This is a genomic window from Streptomyces sp. NPDC001393, from assembly GCF_053597455.1.
This window is the reverse complement of the sequence record NZ_JBSFIH010000011.1, coordinates 172579-191229: the sequence shown is the minus strand read 5'-3', so window position 1 is coordinate 191229 and position 18651 is coordinate 172579. Positions and strand designations below refer to the sequence as shown.

Sequence of the window (18651 nt, the reverse complement as noted above, 5' to 3'; positions counted from 1 at the left end):
AGCGCCGCCCGCCCAACGGCGAACTCACCCCCACCGAGCGGACCGTCAACCGTGCCCTGTCCGCGGCCCGGGCACCCGTCGAACGCGGAGTCGCCCGACTGAAGTCCTGGCGGATCTTCCGCAGAGCGCGTTGCAGCCCCAACCTCATGGCCGTCATCGCCAAAGCCATCCTCACTCTGGAGAGGCAACGCTGAAAGGGCTCAGTTGTTCACGGGTCTGGGAGGCACCCAGATCTACGCCCTAGTCATGTTCACGAGTTTCGACGTCACTGGGGTACTTGCGCGGGCAGCAGCGGGGTGCTCCCGCTGAAAGGGCCCTGGCTAATGCCGAGGTACACGTGATAGGGCGCGCCCTCGGCGGGCTACCGCACCGAGTCTGACGGCCGGCGGCACGTATCAGGTGGTCGAGGCAATTGCTCGGGTGACGGCTGTGATCGCCGGGGTGGGGCGGCCGGGGAGCCGCGCCACGAGAACCCGGCGGATCTCGGGAGGTGCGCCTTCGACGTGCAGCAGGCTCACCCCGGGCGGCAGCACCGGCGAGAGCCGCGAGGGCACCGTTGTCACCCCGAAGCCACCGGCGACCAACTGAAGCTTCGTCAGCCAGTCGCGCGCGCAGTGGACGATGTCCGGCCGTCCGGGCAGGCCAGGCCAGACGCCGAGCAGTGGCTCGGCGTTCGACGCCGGGGCGGCAATCCACGGGGCGTCGATCAGTTCGTCGACGTGCACCGCGGTGCGGCCGGCGAACTCTCCGGTCGAAGGCACCGCCACGACCAGTTCGGTGTCCGTAACGGTCTCGACGTGCAGGCGCGGCGACTCGCCGTCCAAAGGCCGGTGGGGCGGGCGGGACGTCAGCACGGCAAGGTCGATCGAGCCCGCGCGCAGTGCCCGGACCAGGGAGGGCGTGGTGCCCTCGGTAGTCGTGACCGTGATCTGCGGGTCGGTCGCCGCGAGGCGGGTGAGTGAGAGAGGCAGGATGGCCGCGCCCGCGCTCAGGAACAGTCCGAGCCGCACCCGTTCGGTACGCGAGACGGTGCCGGTGAGGTCGCGCTCGGCCGCCGTCAGACAGTCCAGGATCGTGCGAGCGTGGCGCAACAGAGTCAGACCCGCGGGGGTGAGCCGCACTCCGTCAGGGCGGCGTTCGAACAGGGCGGTGCCCGCGCTTCGTTCGAGGGCGGCCTGGCGTGAGACCGCCGACTGTGTGTAGCCGAGCCGGGTGGCTGCTGCGGTGAAGCTGCCGGACTCGGCGATCTGCCGCAGGACCCGTAGGCCTGTGCTGGAGATGTCCATGCGGGATACGCATACCACAGATGCTTGATCGTCGCTTCCCGCATGCCCGCCGGGTTCCTAGTGTCGATCCCGACGAACACGGACGAACACGGAGGTCATCACGTGCGAGCAGCAGTTCTGACGCAGTTCGGTGCCCCGCTCACGGTGCGGGAGGTTCCCGACCCCGAGGCCGGCGGCGGCGAGGTGGTGGTCGAGGTCCTCGCCGCCGGCGTGGCGCCCTACGCGGCTGAGGTCTTCAGCGGCGAGCGGAACTATCCCCTCGTCCCTCCCGTCGTGCCCGGGGTCGGCGGCGTGGGACGCGTCGTCCACGTGGGCCCGGACGCCACCCGGCTGCGCCCCGGCGACCTGGTGTGGTGCGACTCGACGGTGCGCTCGCGGGATGACGCCCTGACGCCCGACATCACGCTCCAGGGCTGGAGTTCCCGCGGCGAGGGCGGCGCGCGCCTCGCCCGGTACCTGCACGACGGATCGTTCGCCGAGCTCATGCGGGTCCCGACGGAGAACGTCTTCCCGCTCCCCGCAGCGGCGGGGGACGACCCGGCTCGCTGGGCCGCGCTCGGCGTGCACGTCATCCCTTACGGCGGGCTGCTGGCCGGCGGGCTCGCAGCCGGTGAGACGCTGCTCGTCAGCGGGGCCACCGGCAACCTCGGCAGCAGTGCGGTTGCGGTCGCGCTCGCCATGGGGGCGGGCCGCGTGGTGGCCCCAGGCCGCAACCAGGCCGCGCTCGACCTCCTCGCCGACCGGTTCGGTCCGCTCGTGCGCCCGGTCCCGCTCACCGGGGACGAGGCCGGCGACCGCGCGGCGATGTCCGCGGCGGCCGACGGCCCGATCGACATGGTGATCGACCTGCTACCGCCGAGCGCACCCAGCTCGGCAGCGCGCACGGCAGCCATGACCGTGCGCGAATACGGCCGCGTCGTTCTCATGGGCGGCGTCGGCATGCTCGGCGGCGACGACCTTGCCCTCCCGTACCCGTGGATTATGCGCAACTCGATCACCGTGCGCGGCCAGTGGATGTACCCGCGTACAGCGAACGTCGGCATCATCCGGCTCCTCGCCTCGGGCACCCTGGACCTCGCCGCCGAACGGGTCCGGTCGTTCGGCCTCAACGCCGTCAACGACGCCGTCACGTACGCCGCCTCACATGGCGGCCCGTTCGACCGCACCACCCTCACCCCACCGGCTCGCTGACAACCATGAGCCTCAAGATCACCAACTGCTGCCCGAACGGACGAACATTCGCTGCTATTTGAAATGAACGAAGCCAGTCACCCTACGTACGACCGCTTCAAGCCGAGTGAGAGCGACCGGGATCGCCCGGGTATCGCGTGCCGTCTGCGAGTCTCGGGGGTTGTATGCCGTCTGCGAGAATGGACGGCGTTCTCGGAGCGCCGCGGCATGCGGTGGTCATCGCCCCACAGGAGCACGCACGGTGTCGCCACAGCACGGATCCCCCTCTTCCTCCGGGGGCCGCACGCAGCCTTCCTCCGCAGGAGGACGCGAGCCGTCCACTGGCGTCGGCGGGCAGGGGCGCCCCTCCCGAGCTGGCCAACAGGCCAGGCCGAGCCGACAGTCACGGAACAAGCGGCCGGACCAAAGGGGAGACGACCGTACGGCGTCCGGCAATCACACGGCATCCCGGGACCGCAGAGCCGTATGCGAGCGCGAGCCCTCCCCGGACCGCCAGGACCTGCACGGTCTCCGGGACCGTCAGGACCTGCAGGCCGACTGTGCCGGCTGTTTCGGTCTGTGCTGCGTGGCCCTGCCGTTCGCCCGCTCGGCCGACTTCGCCGTCAACAAGCCGGCGGGGCAGCCGTGTTCGAACCTCCAGTCGGACTTCCGCTGCGGCATCCACGCGCACCTGCGTGACAAGGGCTACCCCGGCTGCACCGTCTTCGACTGCTTCGGCGCCGGACAGAAGGTGTCCCAGATCACCTTCGGCGGCACCGACTGGCGTCGGGCACCGGAGACGGCGCGCTCCATGTTCGAGGTCTTCCCGGTCATGCGGCAGCTGCACGAGCTGCTCTGGTACGTCACCGAGGCTCTCGGCCTCGCACCGGCCCGCCCCGTCCACAAGGAGCTGCGGCGGGCCCTGGCCCGTATCGACCGCCTGACCCGGGGCAGCGCCGAGTCGATCATCGGGCTCGATGTGAACGCGCTGCGCGGCGAGGTCAACACGCTGCTGCTGCGGGCCAGCGAGCTGGCCCGGGCCCAGGTCCCGGGCCGCAAGAAGAACCACCGCGGAGCGGACCTGATGGGCGCAAAGCTGGTCGGCGCCGACCTCAGGGGGGCGAGCCTGCGCGGCGCCCTGCTCGTCGCCGCCGATCTCGTCGGGGCCGATCTGCGCGGCGCCGACCTGATCGGGGCCGACCTGCGCGATGCCGACCTCAGGGGGGCCGATCTCACCGGCGCCCTGTTCCTCACCCAGGCACAGTTGAACGCGGCCAGGGGAGACGCAGCGACCCAGCTGCCTCGCACGCTCAGCCGGCCCGCTCACTGGTAGGCACGGGGATCACCACCGGGGTCGCCACCAGCACGTGACGGACCGGCCACCGCCCGTCGAAGCGGTCCAGGCGCGCTCCGCCCCCGACCGGCCGGGCAGCATCAGGAGCCCGGTGAACGTGCCGTACCCCGGATCGGGCCTGATCGAGGCACTGGCCTCACCCCCCTCACCCCAACATCGGTGCCCGGCCTTTCCCACCTCGCGCGGACCCTGCGCCGCCTCGGCGTGCTCCTAGGTGATCGTGGCGGCCGGGACGGGCTGTTCCGCCCAGATGATCTTGCCCGTCTTGGTGTAGCGGGTGCCCCAGCGGTGGGCCAGCTGGGCGACGATCAGCAGGCCGCGTCCTCCCTCGTCGGTGGTCCTGGCATGGCGCAGGCGTGGGGAGGTGCTGCTGGTGTCGGAGACCTCGCAGATCAGTCCGCGGTCCCGGATCAGGCGGAGACAGATCGGTCCGGTCGCATGGCGGATGGCGTTGGTGACCAGTTCGCTCACGATGAGTTCCGTGGTGAACGTCAGATCGGGGATGCCCCACTCCGTCAGCCGGTTTGTCACGAGGGCGCGGGCATGGGCGACGGCGGCCGGATCGCTGGGCAGGTCCCAGGAGGCCACGTGGTCCGGGGCCAGGACGCGGGTCCGGGCCAGCAGCAGGGCCGCATCGTCGGGCGGCTGACCGGTCAGGAGGTCGTCGATCACCTTGCGGCCGGTCTCCTCCAGTGTCGGGCGGGGCACCGTGAGCACATCGCCCAGCCGGGTGAGTCCGACGTCGATGTCCCGGTCGAAGGACTCGATGAGGCCGTCGGTGTAGAGCGCGATCAGACTGCCCTCGGGCAGTTCCAGTTCGACGGACTGGAAGGGGAGGTACCCGAGGCCGAGTGGCGGTCCGGCGGGGAGGTCCATGATGTCGGCGCCGCCGTCGGGGCCGACGATCACCGGGGGGAGGTGACCGGCCCGGGCCAGCGTGCACCATCTGCTGACCGGGTCGTAGACGGCGTACAAGCAGGTGGCGCCCATGAATGCGGTGCCTGCCGCCCCGTCTTCGGCGGTCGTCGACGTGTCGCTGTCGTGCGCCCCCATGAGGCCGATGACCAGGTCGTCGAGATGGGCCAGCAGTTCGTCCGGGGAGAGATCGAGGTTGGCGAGCGTGCGTACGGCCGTGCGCAGGCGCCCCATGGTCGCCGCCGCGTTGATGCCGTGCCCGGCCACGTCCCCGACGACCAGCGCGACCCGTGCTCCGGAGAGCGGGATCACGTCGAACCAGTCGCCGCCCACGCCGGTGGGGACGTCCGCCGGGAGATACCACGAGGCCACCTCCAGAGCGGACCCTCCGGTCAGACCCTGGGGCATGAGGTAACGCTGCATGGAACGGGCCGCGGTGCGCTCGCGGGTGTAGCGGCGCGCGTTGTCGATGCACACCGCCGCGCGGGAGACGAGTTCCTCCGCGAGACGTACGTCGTCCTCCTCGAAGGGCCCCACCCGCCCGGACCGGGCGAACGTGGCCACCCCGAGGGTCACGCCGCGCGCCCGCACCGGGACGACCATCACCGAGTGGAAGTCGTAGTCGAGGAGAGAGGCGCCGAGCGACTCGTCCACGGTCACCCACGGGCTGTTGGCGCGGTCCAGGATCCGTTCGACGAGGGTCCTGCTCTCCAGCAGGCACCGGGTCACGGGCGACGAAGGGGCGCGTCGGACCGTCTCCCCCACGGCCAGGGACGCCTCGGGACAGCCTTCGCGCACCGACTGCTGCGCCGCGCGGCGGATGACCGGCGCCATGCCCACCGGGCCGGGGGCGGGCTCCTCGCCCCGCATGACCGAGTCCAGCAGGTCGACCGCGACGAAGTCGGCGACGGACGGCACGGCGTCGTCGGCCAGTTCCTGCGCGGTCCGGGTCACGTCCAGGGTGCTGCCGATGCGGGCGGCTGCGTCGTTGAGCAGGGCAAGGCGTTCCTGGGCGCGCCAGCGCTCGGTGACGTCGATGACCATGTACCAGACGCCCACGTTCCGGCCGTGGCGGTCCTTCATCGCGAAGAAGGAGGCGGAGACGGCACGGCTGCGGTCGGGCTCCGTGGAAGCGGCACCGCGGTACTCGAAGTCCATCACCGGAGCCCCGCTCTCCAGAACCCCGCGCATCTTCTCCTCGAAGGCCTCGGCCTCCGCCTGCGGCAGCACGTCCGCCATGCGCCGTCCCAGCCGTCGCTCGAGCGGGATCTGGCGGTCCAGTGGCTCGTTCACCCACACATACCGCAGATCGGTGTCCAGGACGGCGATGCCGACGGGTGCGTGGGTGAGGAAGGGGGTGAGCATCAGCTGGCTCACTCCGCCGCCCGGCATCCGCCAGAACGCCCGTTTCGGAGGCCGGCCGACGAATCTGCCGAAAACCACTGCGGCGACCGTGGCGACCAGGACGCCCGGGACCATCTCGTAAATGCCCGACTCGAAAGGTCCGAGCAGCGGATTGATCTTCTTCCAGAGCAGCACCGTGGCCGCACCCGACACGATTCCGGCCATGGCCCCCGCCCAGGTCATGCGCGGCCAGTACAGGGAGAGAAGGACGACCGGGCCGAAGGCGGCCCCGAAGCCCGCCCAGGCGTAGGCGACGATGCCCAGGAGCCCGCCGCCCCTGAGGGCGATCACGAAGGCCACCAGGGTCACGACGACGACGGCGGTGCGGCCGACCCACACCAGTGTCCTGTCCGAGGCTCGCCGGTGGAGGAACGCGTGGTAGACGTCCTCGGTGAGAGCGACGGACGACACCAGGAGCTGGCTGTCGGCGGTCGAGATGATGGCGGCCAGTACGGCGATGAGCATCACCCCTGCGCCCCATGGGTCGAGCAGTGTGCCGCTGAGGTTGATGTACACCGACTGCGGGTCGCCGAGCGCCACGCCTGCCTGCGCGATGCCCACCAGGCCGACGAGCGTGGCGCCGGCGAGCACGACGATGACCCATCCGGTTCCGATACGACGGGCCGTGGGGATGTCACGGGTGCTGCGGATGCCCATGAAGCGGGCCAGAATATGCGGCTGTCCGAAGTAGCCGAGGCCCCAGGCGAGCAACGAGATGATCGCCACCGCGCCGAGGGATCCGCCCGACGACCAGTGTCCGTCCGTGAAGTCGGCCCTGGCACCCATGTCCAGCAGGTCGGGCGTCTTGCTGTTGAGGGTGTCGCGCAGTGCCCCGAAGCCGCCCAGCGCGGCGATCCCGACGACCGGAACCACGAGCAAGCCGAGGAACATCAGCGTGGCCTGCATCACGTGTGTGAGGCTGACGGCGAGGAAGCCGCCCAGGCACGAGTAGATGACGATCACCAGGGCGGTCAGGGTCACCCCGAGCCCGAACCGCACGTTGAAGACGTCCTCGAAGAGCAGCCCGCCGGCCACCAGCCCGCTGGCGACGTAGACGGTGAAGAACACAAGGGTGACCGCTGCCGACACCATCCGCAGCAGTCGGGTGCGGTCCTCGAAACGCTCCTCCAGATAGGCCGACAGGCTCACGGCGTTCCCCGCCCGCTCGGTGTAGGTGCGCAGCCTGGGCGCGACGAACAGCCAGTTGAGATAGGTGCCGATCACCAGCCCGGCGGCGATCCAGCTGGCGCCGACGCCGGCCGCGTACACCGCTCCGGGGAACGCGAGGAACAGCCAGCCGGACATGTCGCTGGCCCCGGCGGACAGGGCGGCGACGAGGGCCCTGAGCCTGCGGCCCCCGAGGGCGAAGTCGGCGAGGGTGTGAGTGCGGCTGTAGGCCCAGACACCTGTCCCGATCATGAGGGCCACATACACGAGGAATGTGGCCACGATCGGCGCACTCAAGTGGAACATGTCGTCCTCGCCTGCGACGTTCCTGAGCACGGGACCGCCGCACACCTGACAGCCCCTGCCCCTACTGGACAAATGTACAGATTCCATCCAGTGTCAGCCGCGTATCGCTCGCACCCGCCGCAGCAGCCTTCGGCGGTACGGCCGACGGCTCGGGGCACCATGGCCCTGGACGGCGTCGGCCGAGTCGGAGGGTGACCGGCGAGGGGGCCGGGCCGGGCCCGACCCCGGGGTGCCGCTCCGGCCCGAGCCGGTGTCCGTGGGAAACGTCAGGCGTTGCTACGGCTGCGCCTGCGGGCGAGTGCCATGGCTCCCGCGCCCACGATGGCCAGGACCGCGCCCGCCGCGAGGACGTACGGGGTGAGCGCGCCGGCGCCGGTCTTCGCCAGGTCGCCCTCCTTGGAGTGGCGGACGATCTGCGGGCGGGGCGCCGAACGCCCCGGCGCTGCCGGGGTGACCGCCCGGGTGGTGGTGTGGGGAGACCGGCAGGTGGCCTGTGCCAGGGTCACGGTGCCCGCCACCTTCTCGACGCCGAGCCGCAACGGGTCCACCGAGACCTGCAGCTGGAGCGAGGTGGCGGCGGCCGTGCTGCTGGTCGTCTCCCTGCTGGCGAGGGCGAGCCGTACCGTGCCGACGTCGGGAACCTCCAGGGTGGTGGCGCGGTCCGTGACCGGCAGCGGCCTGCCCAGGGACGTGAGGGGGCCGAGGACATGGGACTCGGCGGTCGGCTGCTGTCCGGCGACACAGGTCGCCGTGGCCGTCACCTCCTCCACCTCCACCACGGGCAGCAGCGGCAGCCCCGGCACATGGACCCTGGCCCGTACGAGGTGGGTGGTTCCCTGCGCCCTGCCGCTCGTGACCTCGGCTCTGGCCTTGGCGACGTCGGCCTGCAGAAGATTGACCGGGTGGTCGTCGTTGACCTTGTCGAGGGAGATGTCGAGGGTCTTCTTCTCGGCGGTGGCCGGAGCCTGGACCGCGTTGAGCGAGACATGCAGGGGCACCGTTCTGGTCGGCCCTGAGACGTCCAGTGCGGCGCGGAACGCCACTGCGGTGGCACTGCCCTTCGACGCGTCGGCGGCCGGGGCGGCGCCGGCCGGTCCTGCGACGGCCGGGCAGGCCACGAGGAAGCCGACGGCCGCCAGGGCAGCGAGGCGGCGGGCAGACAGGGGCAGGACTGAGATTCTGGTCAACGTGCGTGATCCTTGTGCGAGATGAGAGTCCCCAGGGGTGCCGTCCGCACCGGCCGGTGGCCCGGCGGGCAGACAGCGGCCTCCCATCCTGCAGAGGCATGGAGCGGCCGATCGGATGCCACACGGCACCTTCACCGCAAGGGAGAAGTTCGGGGACTCCTGTTTGAATCGCTTCTCGTGCGCGGTCGACGAGCGCGACGCCCTTCGCCGTCGGGGTCGCGGGCACGGCGTGGGGCGGCCAGAGCCGAGCAACTGACCCCGGCCGCTCCTGAGAGCTCTCAGAACGCCCCGGTCACCAGGTGACGTGGAGCTCGTGGGCGCCGTAGATCACGGCGTCGTACTTGAACGGGACCTGGTCCAGTTCGGTCGCCAGTCGCAGCGTGGGGATGCGGCGCAGCAGGGCCGGGTAGATCACCTGCAGCTCCGTCCGGGCCAGCGGCTGGCCGATGCAGTGGTGGGTGCCGGCGCCGAACGCCCGGTGCCGGCGGGCGTCGCGGGTGAGGTCCAGTCGGTCCGGGTCGGGGAAGACGGCAGGGTCGCGGTTGGCGAGTTCGCCGAGCATGATCACGCCCTCGCCCTTGCGGATGGTCTGCCCGGCGATCTCGATGTCCTCCAGCGCCGTGCGGCGACGCCCGAGGTGGGCGATGGTGAGGAAGCGCAGCAGCTCCTCGACCGCGTCGACGACGACCTCGGGGTCCTCGGCGTCGCGGACGCGGGCAGCCTGGTCCGGGTGCTGGAGCAGCAGCAGGGTGCCCAGGGTGATCATGTTGGCGGTGGTCTCGTGACCGCCGAGCAGCAGCAGGACGCCCATGACGGCGACCTCACGGCGGGTCAGCTCACCGGCCTTGAGCTGCGCGGCGAGCCGGGAGAGCAGGTCCTCGGCCGGATTGGCGGGTTTCTCGCCGACCAGCCGGTCCAGGTACTCGGCCAGGGCGGTGTGCGCGGCGTGCCGTTCGGCGGGGGGTGGCGGTGAGGGAGACCAGGGTCTTGCTGTTGACCTGGAAGAACTCGTGGTCGTCGTACGGCACTCCGAGCAGTTCGGAGATCACCAGCGACGGGATTGGCAGCGAGAACGCCCGGACCAGGTCGACCGGCCTGGGCCCGGCGAGCAGGCGGTCGATGAAGCCGTCGACCATCTCCTGCACGGCGGGGCGCATGGCCTCGACCCGTTTGATGGTGAAGGCGCCGCTGACCATCCGGCGCAGCCGGACGTGCTCGTGGGTCGTCCATACCGACGAAGCTCAGGTCGGTGGCGCCATGGCTGTCCTCCCCGTCGGCGTGGCCGTCGCCGCCGTGGTGGGCGACCGGGCTGGGGAAGTCGGGCGCGGCGAAGTCCACGCTCAGCCGGTGGTCGGAGTGCAGCGCCTTCTGCTCGGCGTGGCTGGTCACCACCCACGGGGTCCTGCCGTCCCAGGTCCGGACCCGCAGCACCGGGCCGAGTGCGGCCAGGCCGCGCATCTGAGGGGAGGGGTCGAACGGGCAGCGGGCGGAACGGGGTTCGGGAAAGTCGGGGATGGCGGCCGGCGCCGGGCCGGTTGCGAGTGAGGTGGTCATGTCTGCTCCGGTGACGGGGGCTCAGCGCTGGAGCGCAAGGGATTGGAGGGCCGCATCGACGAGGATCTGGCGGTGCAGGCGGGTCTGCTTGGGCATGTTCCAACCGAGGACGCCGGTGGGCCTGCCGCCCTGCCGGTAAAGGGGCGACGAACCGGCGGTCGCTCTCGGAGCCGGCCACGATCTCGACATCGGCGTCGGCGGAAAGCGTGCCGTACACCTGGATCTTGACGTCGAACTGGTCGGTCCAGAAGTACGGGACGGGGGTGTAGGGGCGGTCCTCGCCGAGGATGTTGCCGGCGACGGCGCCGGCCTGCTCGGTGGCGTTCGTCCGGTTCTCCAGCCGCAGCAGGACGCCGAGCCCCTCGTGGTGCCAGCGGGCGACGTCGCCGACCGCGTAGATGCCCTCGGCGGAGGCCCGGCAGCGGGAGTCGCACACCACACCGTTGTCCAGCACCAGACTGCTGCCTTGCAGCCAGTCGGTCACCGGCACGGAGCCGATCGCGACCACCACCACGTCCGCGAGCAGCACCTCGCCGGTCTCCAACCGAACGCCACGGACCTTTCCCTGCTGCTCCGTCAGCCGGTCGACCGCCGTACCGAGGCCCAGCCGGACGCCGTACTCGGCGTGCACCCGGCCGAGCAACTCGGCCGCGACGAGCACAGTGGTGGTGGGCGACGGCGTCGCGCAGCGCGACCGCGTCCTCCAGGGTGCGCACCACATGGACGCCGTGCAGGCCCTCCGCGCCGAGGAAGGGGCGCGGGCGGACGCCGGTGGCCAGCACGACCGCGTCGGAGCGCCGCGTCCACCCGGAAGCAGTGCTGACGGTGCGCGGGCGGGCCGCGGACGTGCTGGGCACACTCGACCGGCGCATCAAGGGCGCCATGAAGCGCTTCAAGCAGTACATCGAGCAGCGCGGTGAAGAGTCCGGAGCGTGGCGCGGGCGCATCAGACCGGAGGGACAGTGATTGCGCCCTGGGGTTACGGCCATCCGCTACTTCGCCGGGTTTTGGGGGGGGACTGGACCCGGCGGAGGCCGACTGCCGCCGATGTCTGTGGCCGCCGGCCAGGGTGGCGGAGAGCCTTCCGTCTCCCCCAGCCTCTTCAATCCAGAGTCCTCGGCCTACACGCCGATGTTCGTGAGCGGGATGTTCCAGTCGTTGCTCTCCATGTCGCCACGACCGTCCCGAGCCGCAGCCGATACCGCGGACAGCACCAGCCCGGCCACGGCAAGAGCCACGACCGCGAGGAGACGACGCTTCACGATTCCTCCCGACGACGACGGCACTGACCACCCTGACCCGAGCCGACAGCCAAGCCTGCCCCGACACGCCGTTCCGATCGGGGGTTCAGTCGAGCGGGAGCCGACCTGCCCGTTGGCCGACCAGCGCTCCGGCCCCCATTTACTTGCTGTATCGGGCGCTGTGCGCGCTTTCCCGGCCAGACAGCGGGCCGACGTTGCGCATGGGCGAACTGGCGGACCGGATCGGCCTGCAGGACAGCACCGTCACCCGCACTCTGAGCGCCTGCTTGCGGAGCACTACACGTGGATGCTCAGCGACATCGAGGCGGTAGCTTCCGGGCAGGCCGCACTGCTGCAGGAGGCGGGCTTGGCAGGTCGGCGCCACGGTGGGTGGCAGGGACATCGCGGTCCACCTCGGCTGCGGCCCCGGCCCGCAGACCCTCGAGCCGGCCCGCCTCGGCTACGCCCCGGTGATCGCCGTGGACACCAACGCCCGGTTGCTGGACGAGCTCACCGCACACGCCGCCGCCGCGGGCGTCGCCCGAGCGATCCGGCCAGTGCACCGCGACATCCGCCAGGCTCTCCCGGGCGGCCGCCGTGATCGTGTGCATCGGCGACACTCTGCCCCACCTGCCCCCCAAAGCGGACATCTCTCAGCTTCTGCACGAGGTCGCCACCGCCCTCCGCCCCGGCGGGCAGTTCCTCGCCACCTACCGCTGCACCTTCGTGGCGCGGACGGTGGCTGGGAACTGCGCACCAGCAGCTACCCCAAGTTGCGGCTCAGCCCCTCCTGGCACATCCTGCACGCCGCCAGACCCAGCAGGTGAACGGCCGGACCGATGGGCCACGGCCGCGGGGACCCGGCACTCGCCGGCGAGTGCGGGAACTGACGGAGGTGACCGGAGGGTTTCAAACGGGTTCGGGTTGCGGTTCCGGTTGGGTCACTGGTCGAGCCTCCGGGTCCCACAGCCTGGTGGTCCGTACGTACCCATGGACCACGGAAACCATCGCCAGAATGAGAAGTGGCCCGAACACCCACGGATGTTTGGCCATCTCCACCGGCAGATACCGATATGCCAGCAACAGCGCGACGAAAACCGTTGCGCCATGAGCGACCAGCCGGGTTCCTGACCGGTCCCAACCACGTTCGAGCGAGCGCAGAGCTGCCTCGATCGTGAGTGCAAACACCACACCGGCAACGAGATCCACGCCATAGTGATAGCCGAATCCCAGCGTTGCGCCCAGCGTAGCAATCAGCCAGAACGTGCCCGCGAATCGCAGAATCCGTGGACCCTTGCGGGAATGAATGAAAATCGCGGTGGCCCACGCCGTGTGCAGGCTCGGCATACAGTTCCGCGGGGTGATCTCGTCGAACGGAATCTGGTGCGGGGTATTTATCGGCGGCAGCGCGTTGGGCCACAGGTCGGCCACCGCCCAGTGCCCGCCCCCGGCGCCGTAGGCGAAGACGGGTCCGACGACCGGGAAGATCATGTAGATTCCGGGGCCGAGCACGCCGATGACCAGAAAGGTGCGCACCAGATGGTGGCTCGGGAATCGACGTTCGACAGCAACATTTCGCAGCTGGTATGCCGCGACGACGACTGCGGCCACCGCAAGCTGAATGTAGACGTAATTGAGAACATGGGCACCGATCGGGCCGCTGGCCCTGACGATCCGGCCTGCCAGCCACGACGGGTTGCCCAGCGCGTGATCGGCGGTCGCCGCGTACTGGTCGAACACTGTCGGTCTGGTCTTCGATGTGATCAGTAGCCAGATATCGCCGGCCTTGCGGCCGGCCACGAGCAGCAGGCCCAGCCCGACGCCCTTCAACAGCAGAACACGTTCCCGGCCCTTTCGGTGCGTGACAGCAATGACCGCATAACCCAAAATCACCCACAAGGCGCCGTTACCGAAGGGGTGACCGTCGCTGATCCTGATGCCAAACGCCCACCGCACCACCAAAAATGCGGCGTCAATGCCGATCGCCGCACCAGCCGCAATGAACCGCTGCCGCCAGGTGAGCACCACCATCATCAACGCCATACTGGCATACAACAGAAAACCGGATTTGGGCGGGCATATCACCTCCCGCGCCTGATTGGTGATCGGTCCCGGCAGGCCGTAGCACCTTGCGGAGACCTCCAGGGCGACGAGGAATCCGAGGGCCATCCCGCCCGCCGCGACCCACAGTGCCACCCGTGGCTCACGCCAAGCAGCGAAGTCAGTTCTGGACTTTATTCGCGAAAACACCCGCGACGCGATAGATATCAATTGTTTGGCCGATTTATGTGATGTTAAGCAAAGTGGTCAAGGTCAAGCGATGAGGAAGCTCCCCGTAAGTTCGATCATGCTACCCGAGGGGTTCTGCACAGTGTGCGAGGTGTACGACTTCGACGTGGTGCCCGGTTACCCGCCGCCTCTGGTCAACCCGCCCTGACGGACCCGGCGTCCGAGCCAGGGGAACCCTCCCCGGAAGGGTCCGTATGGTTGCGGCGCATGTCGCCAGGAGAGCAGTCGTCGACGTTCGGGCGGAATGCGCAGCAGCCCCCGGTCGGAAGCCAGCCGAACCCGTACCAACAGCCTCAGCCCTGGCAGTTGCCGACGCAGCCGGCCGCTGGCGGATCCGTGCCGCCGCCGACGGGGGGGCGGCCGGAACCGGACCGGACTCGTCGCCGTCATCGCTGCGGCGGCCGTCGTACTCGCGTCGGGCGTCACCGGATTCCTCGTGCTCGGCGGTCAGAAGCACGACGGCCCCGACCCGAAGCCGGCGAACACCGCGTCGCCGTCGCAGAGTTCCGCCAACCCTCGCGGAGCCGACGCCCAGACGTCCACGATCAAGGGCTGGAACGTCGTGACGAATCCGACCCAGGGAATCGCCTTCGATGTCCCGCCCCAATGGGAGATCCAGTCCGCCGGCTGGGTCACCTATGTCTCCAAGGACGGGGGCCCGAACGACAAACCGCTCATCGCGATACGCAATGTCGCGATGGGCGTACGGTGCGTACACCCAGCCGGACCGGACGAAGGTGAAGACCGGCGCTGTCAAGCCGTTCACCACGAACGTGCCCGGCGAGGTATCGGACGCGACCATACGGAAAATCGCCGCCACGGTACGGCTCTACAAGGCCCCGCCGGACTCCTGATCCAGGCCCGGACCATCGCAGCGGCCAAGGCCATTGCAGGATCGCAAGCCTGGCAGGTGCCGGTTCGATGCTCGCCCGGCGGCCGGCCTTCAGCGCGGTGTCGGCGCGCTGATGCCTGGTCGGCCGTGCCACCCGGCTGCCGTGGTGCGGCGCTCGGGTCGCCAGGTTGCCACCAGCGCGCCGGCCAGCAGGAGTTCGGCGATGTCGCCTCCGTAGTACATGATCTCCGCGCCTTGCTGGACCTGGTCGATGGGGGCGTGGACGTCGATGAGGAATCCGCCGTACATGGCCTGTGCGATCAGGGCGTGCGCGGCGATGGCGATGCCCAGGTACACCAGCCGACTGCGCACACCGGGCCGGGTGGGCGTGGGGTCGGGCCCGGCGATGACGTGGGCGAACAGGCAGCCTGACACCAGGAAGTGGGCGTGCAGGAGCCAATGGCCCGCCGGGTGGGCCATTGCGGCGTTGTACAGGGGCGTGAAGTACAGCACTCCCAAGGTTCCGGTACTCAGCGTGATCGCTGCACCGGGACGTGCCACCAGTCGGGCCGGTGGGCTGTGCAGTACGACGGCCACTCTGCGGGCTTGATCGCGGGGCAGCGTACGCAGCACGAGCGTGACCGGCGCGGCCAGCACGAGCGCCAGGGGCGCGTACATGCCGATGAGCATGTGCTGGGCCATGTGCCCACGGAAATCGGAGTGCGCAGCGGATGCCAGCGGCGGCAGCAGCGCGACGGCGAGCAGCGCCAGCCCGGTGAGGAAGGACGCCGACCGCCAGGCGCTCCAGCCCTGTACGGGGTTGCGGCGTCGGGCGCGCCGTGCGGCGAGCAGATAGGCACCGGCGACGCCGAGGAGGACCAACCCCGTCAGCACTGCTCCGGGCAGGTCGCCGCCGCTCTCCCCGTGCTGATGCATCGGGCCCATCAGGCGCGCTCTCCGGCCCGCTCGCCACCACGGCCGGCCTCGGAGTCGAAGGGCCGACCACTGCGCTGCACCAGATACCCGTTGATCAGGAACAGGGCACCCAGGGCGAGGAAGCCGGCGTCCCACCATGCCTGGTGAGGGCCGCCCCGGACGTGGTGGATGCCGAGGATCTGGTGGTCCAGGAGGCCTTCGACCAGGTTGAACAAGCCCCAGCCGGCCAGGATCCAGCCCCACAGGACCCGCGAGGTCCACACCGCTCGCCGGTTGTGCGTGACCCGCGAGTACAGGACGGCCAGGCCCACCAGTACGGCGATCCAGCACACCGTGTGGAAGATGCCGTCCCACACGGTGTTCATCTCCAGCCCCGACACCGTGTGGGGGTCGTAGTACTTCACCCCGATGTGGTCGTGGTTGGTGCTGGTGAGCATGTGGTGCCACTGCAGGAGCTGGTGCAGCAGAATGCCGTCGGCAAACCCGCCGAGGCCAATCCCGAGGACAATTCCGGGCAGCCGCAGAGGCGCCGCCGGAAGCGCGGGGGCCTTGCCCGCCGTTATGGCCATCACCTGTTGTCCGTCCCATCGGCAGTGTGAGTCGGAGTCAGAACCTCCGGAACGGTTTCCCGTCCGGCCCATCTCAATCAACTGTCCGTACGGCTTCAGCCACATCGCCCATCGCGCGCGATCCATTGCTGCGCAACGGAGAACATCGAGGTCAGTGGCATCCTGGCGGCACATCGTCGTTGACCGCCGCGTCGGCTCCAGGATGTTCGCCGGCACCGAACCAGACCTGTTCACCCACACCCATTTCGTGAACGAAGGCATCCAGGGAGCCCGGACCGTTCCTGGAGCTGAGCGAGCAGCGCACCGGCGGAGTCGGCGTACGCGGAGAGCCAACCAGTTGGTCGTCGAACGTGCTGCCGGGCAGCGGAATGCGGGGCGCGGCCTGTCCCGGCTGCACGGGCTTGGTGCCGCAGGCAGCGGCGAGTTGGGCGGCTGCGGTGTCGGTGACCTGCAGCCACCAAGCCCGTGCCTCGTGGGCGGCGGCCTGCGAACTCGTTGCCACTGCAGGCGCGTTCATTACCGCGGCCGTCCTGCAGGGTGTCATGGCGCACCGATCGCCCGCTGGTCGGAGTGCTCACCGACCCATGGGGGTCAGCAGGCGGCCGATCTTGTCGAGCATGGGGGCCGGGATGAAGCCGGTCTGCGCGCACAGCGCGGTGAGCTCCTTCACCGTCCGCTGTTCGTCGCCGGGATTCACGGTGAAGGTGAGGATGCCGCCGCGGTTGTGGCCGTCGATGACCAGATCGTGGCAGGTGACGAGGTCGACCCGGGTGCGGAGTTCGGCGAGCAGCGCGGAGGTGGGGTTCGCGGTGAGGCATTCGATCGCGAAACGTTCGGCCGGAGCCCTGTTCCGGGTCGGCCAGGTGCCGGCCAGGATGTCGAGCAGGGCGACGAAGGTGTTCAGTCCGCCGGCGGCGATGGACAGGGTGGTGGCGCCGCCGATGCGGGGGTTGATCTCCAGGACGTGGTAGACACCGTCGGCGTAGATCATGTCGACGTTGACGGATCCTTCGACCCCGAGTTCCGTGCACAGGGCCACCAGGCGTCGCGCGGTGGGCCGGAAGTCGTCGTTCTGGGTGGGGGCGACGTAGCGCAGGTCGTCGAACGTGAAGCTGGGCGGGCCGCCCGCGGTGCCGGTCCAGATGAGGGGCATGACGGTGTAGTGGCCGCCGGCGCCTACGATGTCGACCGAGCAGAGCCGTCCCCCGACGCACTTCTCCAGCACTGCGTGCGCCGCGGGGCGGGCGGCCAGGTGGCGATCGAGGGCGGCCGGGTCCGGGATGAACTCGATGCCCATGCTGGTGGAGTCCCACAACGGCTTTGCCATGAGCGGGAATCCGATGTCCTGGGCGGCGAGGCGGACGCCGTCCGGGTAGGCCGGGACGGGCAGCGTCCGGTCGTTGAGGAGGTCGCTGTCGAGCAGGACGGCGGGCGGGGTGGTGACGCCGTGTGCCTCCAGCAGGCGCTTGGTCTCCCACTTGTCGCACAGGACGCGTGTGGCGGCCAGGGGTGTCATGACGGTGCGGATGCCGAGTGCTTCGAGCTTGGTCTTGACCACGGCGTCCCGCAGGGCGTTCTCGTCGGGCAGGGAGATCGCCACGGCGGCGTCGGCCCCCCAGGCGCGCACGCGGTCGACGAACTCGTCGGGTGTCGCGGCGGGGCCGAGCCGTTCGCTCGTACCGGGGAACTGGTGCGGGCCGCAGTCGCCGTGGGTGTGGAAGAGGCGGGCCTCGGCACCGAGCCGCGCAAGGGCGGGGGCGATGCCCTGGATGTACGGGTCGGCGCGCCGGATGTCGACGGACCGGAGGAAGGCGATGCGCTGCATGTCAGCTCACTTCCATGCGGGTGTGGGCGAGTGCGCGGGCGGCGTCGGCGTTGACCTGTGCGGTCGTGGGTGCGGTGAGGACCAGGTGGCCGATACGGCTCGAGTTGTCGTGTAAGTGCCGACGGCGGGGTGAGGTACCGGATCGCGCACGCCCCTTGCCGAGGAGCGGGGATGTCCGGCTCCTCGTCGAGGACGGCCCTGAACGTCGATGCCGGAGGCACCGCATACGACGTCCACGAGGTGGTCTCCCGGCAAGGCCGGCGCCCGCCTCGCCGGTGGACGACGCCGGTGGTGTGCGTCTCGGCCAGGGGCAGGTGGACGTACTCGTCGCACCGGACCACGAGGCTGAACTCGGCTCCGGGGACGTACTCCTGGACGACGACACGCTGATCCATCGGTATGCCGTACAGGGCGGCGATCGGCCGGGACCGGGCATGGTCTACGGCGCTGTCGAGCTGTTCGGGGCTCCCGACCAGGCTGTCACTCCAGGAGCCGTCCTGTTCGGCGGGTTTGACGACGACCGGGACTCCGATCCCGGCACGGCCGAGGGCGTGTGCCGCCTCTGCGGCCGTGTGCGCGCTGACCGTTCGCGGTGCGGTCACCTGGCCGGCGCGAA

13 protein-coding genes and 3 pseudogenes are annotated in these 18651 nt (G+C 70.1%); 4 read left to right on the top strand and 12 right to left on the bottom strand.

Translation table 11 applies throughout. The features are described from left to right. Window positions 1-194, top strand: a 194-nt coding sequence (locus ACWC2T_RS15720) for a transposase family protein (RefSeq protein WP_450670917.1), incomplete at its 5' end; no start/stop codon positions are given. Window positions 195-395: 201 nt separating this feature from the next. Here ACWC2T_RS15720 and ACWC2T_RS15715 read toward each other — a convergent pair. Further along, window positions 396-1286 carry a LysR family transcriptional regulator gene (locus tag ACWC2T_RS15715; protein WP_450670916.1) on the bottom strand — a complete coding sequence of 297 codons (891 nt, stop codon included), beginning with the start codon at window positions 1284-1286 and terminating at the stop codon, window positions 396-398. A gap of 102 nt (window positions 1287-1388) precedes the next feature. Between ACWC2T_RS15715 and ACWC2T_RS15710 the strand changes: the two genes are divergently transcribed. Then, window positions 1389-2477: an alcohol dehydrogenase catalytic domain-containing protein gene (locus ACWC2T_RS15710; protein WP_450670915.1), complete on the top strand. Its 1089-nt coding sequence runs from the start codon at window positions 1389-1391 to the stop codon at window positions 2475-2477. A 499-nt stretch (window positions 2478-2976) separates the two neighbouring features. Continuing rightward, window positions 2977-3789, top strand: coding sequence for a pentapeptide repeat-containing protein (locus ACWC2T_RS15705; RefSeq protein ID WP_450670923.1), 813 nt, complete (start codon window positions 2977-2979; stop codon window positions 3787-3789). Window positions 3790-4020: 231 nt separating this feature from the next. Here ACWC2T_RS15705 and putP read toward each other — a convergent pair whose 3' ends face one another. The 4 genes and pseudogenes from putP to ACWC2T_RS15685 form a co-directional block, all read right to left on the bottom strand. After that, window positions 4021-7602 carry a sodium/proline symporter PutP gene (gene putP / locus ACWC2T_RS15700; protein ID WP_450670922.1) on the bottom strand — a complete coding sequence of 1194 codons (3582 nt, stop codon included), beginning with the start codon at window positions 7600-7602 and terminating at the stop codon, window positions 4021-4023. Window positions 7603-7868: 266 nt separating this feature from the next. Beyond that, window positions 7869-8789: an SCO1860 family LAETG-anchored protein gene (locus ACWC2T_RS15695; protein WP_450670914.1), complete on the bottom strand. Its 921-nt coding sequence runs from the start codon at window positions 8787-8789 to the stop codon at window positions 7869-7871. A gap of 292 nt (window positions 8790-9081) precedes the next feature. Next, window positions 9082-10343, bottom strand: a pseudogene (locus ACWC2T_RS15690) (cytochrome P450). 367 nt (window positions 10344-10710) lie between these two features. After that, window positions 10711-11064: pseudogene (locus ACWC2T_RS15685) on the bottom strand (FAD-dependent oxidoreductase); the annotation flags it as partial. Between the two features lie 116 nt (window positions 11065-11180). Here ACWC2T_RS15685 and ACWC2T_RS15680 point away from each other — a divergent pair. Next, window positions 11181-11309, top strand: a pseudogene (locus ACWC2T_RS15680) (SRPBCC family protein); the annotation flags it as partial. Between the two features lie 155 nt (window positions 11310-11464). Here ACWC2T_RS15680 and ACWC2T_RS15675 read toward each other — a convergent pair. The 7 genes from ACWC2T_RS15675 to ACWC2T_RS15645 all read right to left on the bottom strand — a co-directional run bounded on the left by ACWC2T_RS15675 (window position 11465) and on the right by ACWC2T_RS15645 (window position 18035). Next, window positions 11465-11605: a hypothetical protein gene (locus tag ACWC2T_RS15675; RefSeq protein WP_450670913.1), complete on the bottom strand. Its 141-nt coding sequence runs from the start codon at window positions 11603-11605 to the stop codon at window positions 11465-11467. Window positions 11606-12493: 888 nt separating this feature from the next. After that, the gene (locus ACWC2T_RS15670; RefSeq protein WP_450670921.1) at window positions 12494-13753 is read right to left on the bottom strand and encodes a phosphatase PAP2 family protein; all 1260 of its coding nucleotides are present in this window, start codon (window positions 13751-13753) and stop codon (window positions 12494-12496) included. 567 nt (window positions 13754-14320) lie between these two features. Then, window positions 14321-14509 (bottom strand): hypothetical protein, encoded by a 189-nt coding sequence (locus ACWC2T_RS15665; RefSeq protein WP_450670912.1) that lies wholly within the window; start codon window positions 14507-14509, stop codon window positions 14321-14323. Window positions 14510-14816: 307 nt separating this feature from the next. Next, window positions 14817-15641, bottom strand: coding sequence for a cytochrome c oxidase assembly protein (locus tag ACWC2T_RS15660; RefSeq protein ID WP_450670911.1), 825 nt, complete (start codon window positions 15639-15641; stop codon window positions 14817-14819). A gap of 8 nt (window positions 15642-15649) precedes the next feature. Beyond that, window positions 15650-16210: a DUF2243 domain-containing protein gene (locus ACWC2T_RS15655; RefSeq protein WP_450670910.1), complete on the bottom strand. Its 561-nt coding sequence runs from the start codon at window positions 16208-16210 to the stop codon at window positions 15650-15652. Between the two features lie 151 nt (window positions 16211-16361). Next, on the bottom strand, window positions 16362-16727 hold the full coding sequence (locus ACWC2T_RS15650; protein WP_450670909.1) for a hypothetical protein: 366 nt from the start codon (window positions 16725-16727) through the stop codon (window positions 16362-16364). Between the two features lie 57 nt (window positions 16728-16784). Continuing rightward, entirely contained in the window at window positions 16785-18035 is a 1251-nt protein-coding gene (locus ACWC2T_RS15645; protein WP_450670908.1) for an ATP-grasp domain-containing protein, read from the bottom strand. Window positions 18036-18651: the final 616 nt, after the last annotated feature.

Coding starts and splice junctions, on each gene's coding strand:
- ACWC2T_RS15715 (WP_450670916.1), bottom strand. CDS start 1,286: ATGGACATCTCCAGCACAGGCCTACGGGTCCTGCGGCAGATCGCCGAG.
- putP (WP_450670922.1), bottom strand. CDS start 7,602: ATGTTCCACTTGAGTGCGCCGATCGTGGCCACATTCCTCGTGTATGTG.
- ACWC2T_RS15670 (WP_450670921.1), bottom strand. CDS start 13,753: ATGGCCCTCGGATTCCTCGTCGCCCTGGAGGTCTCCGCAAGGTGCTAC.
- ACWC2T_RS15660 (WP_450670911.1), bottom strand. CDS start 15,641: ATGCATCAGCACGGGGAGAGCGGCGGCGACCTGCCCGGAGCAGTGCTG.
- ACWC2T_RS15655 (WP_450670910.1), bottom strand. CDS start 16,210: ATGGCCATAACGGCGGGCAAGGCCCCCGCGCTTCCGGCGGCGCCTCTG.
- ACWC2T_RS15650 (WP_450670909.1), bottom strand. CDS start 16,727: ATGAACGCGCCTGCAGTGGCAACGAGTTCGCAGGCCGCCGCCCACGAG.
- ACWC2T_RS15645 (WP_450670908.1), bottom strand. CDS start 18,035: ATGCAGCGCATCGCCTTCCTCCGGTCCGTCGACATCCGGCGCGCCGAC.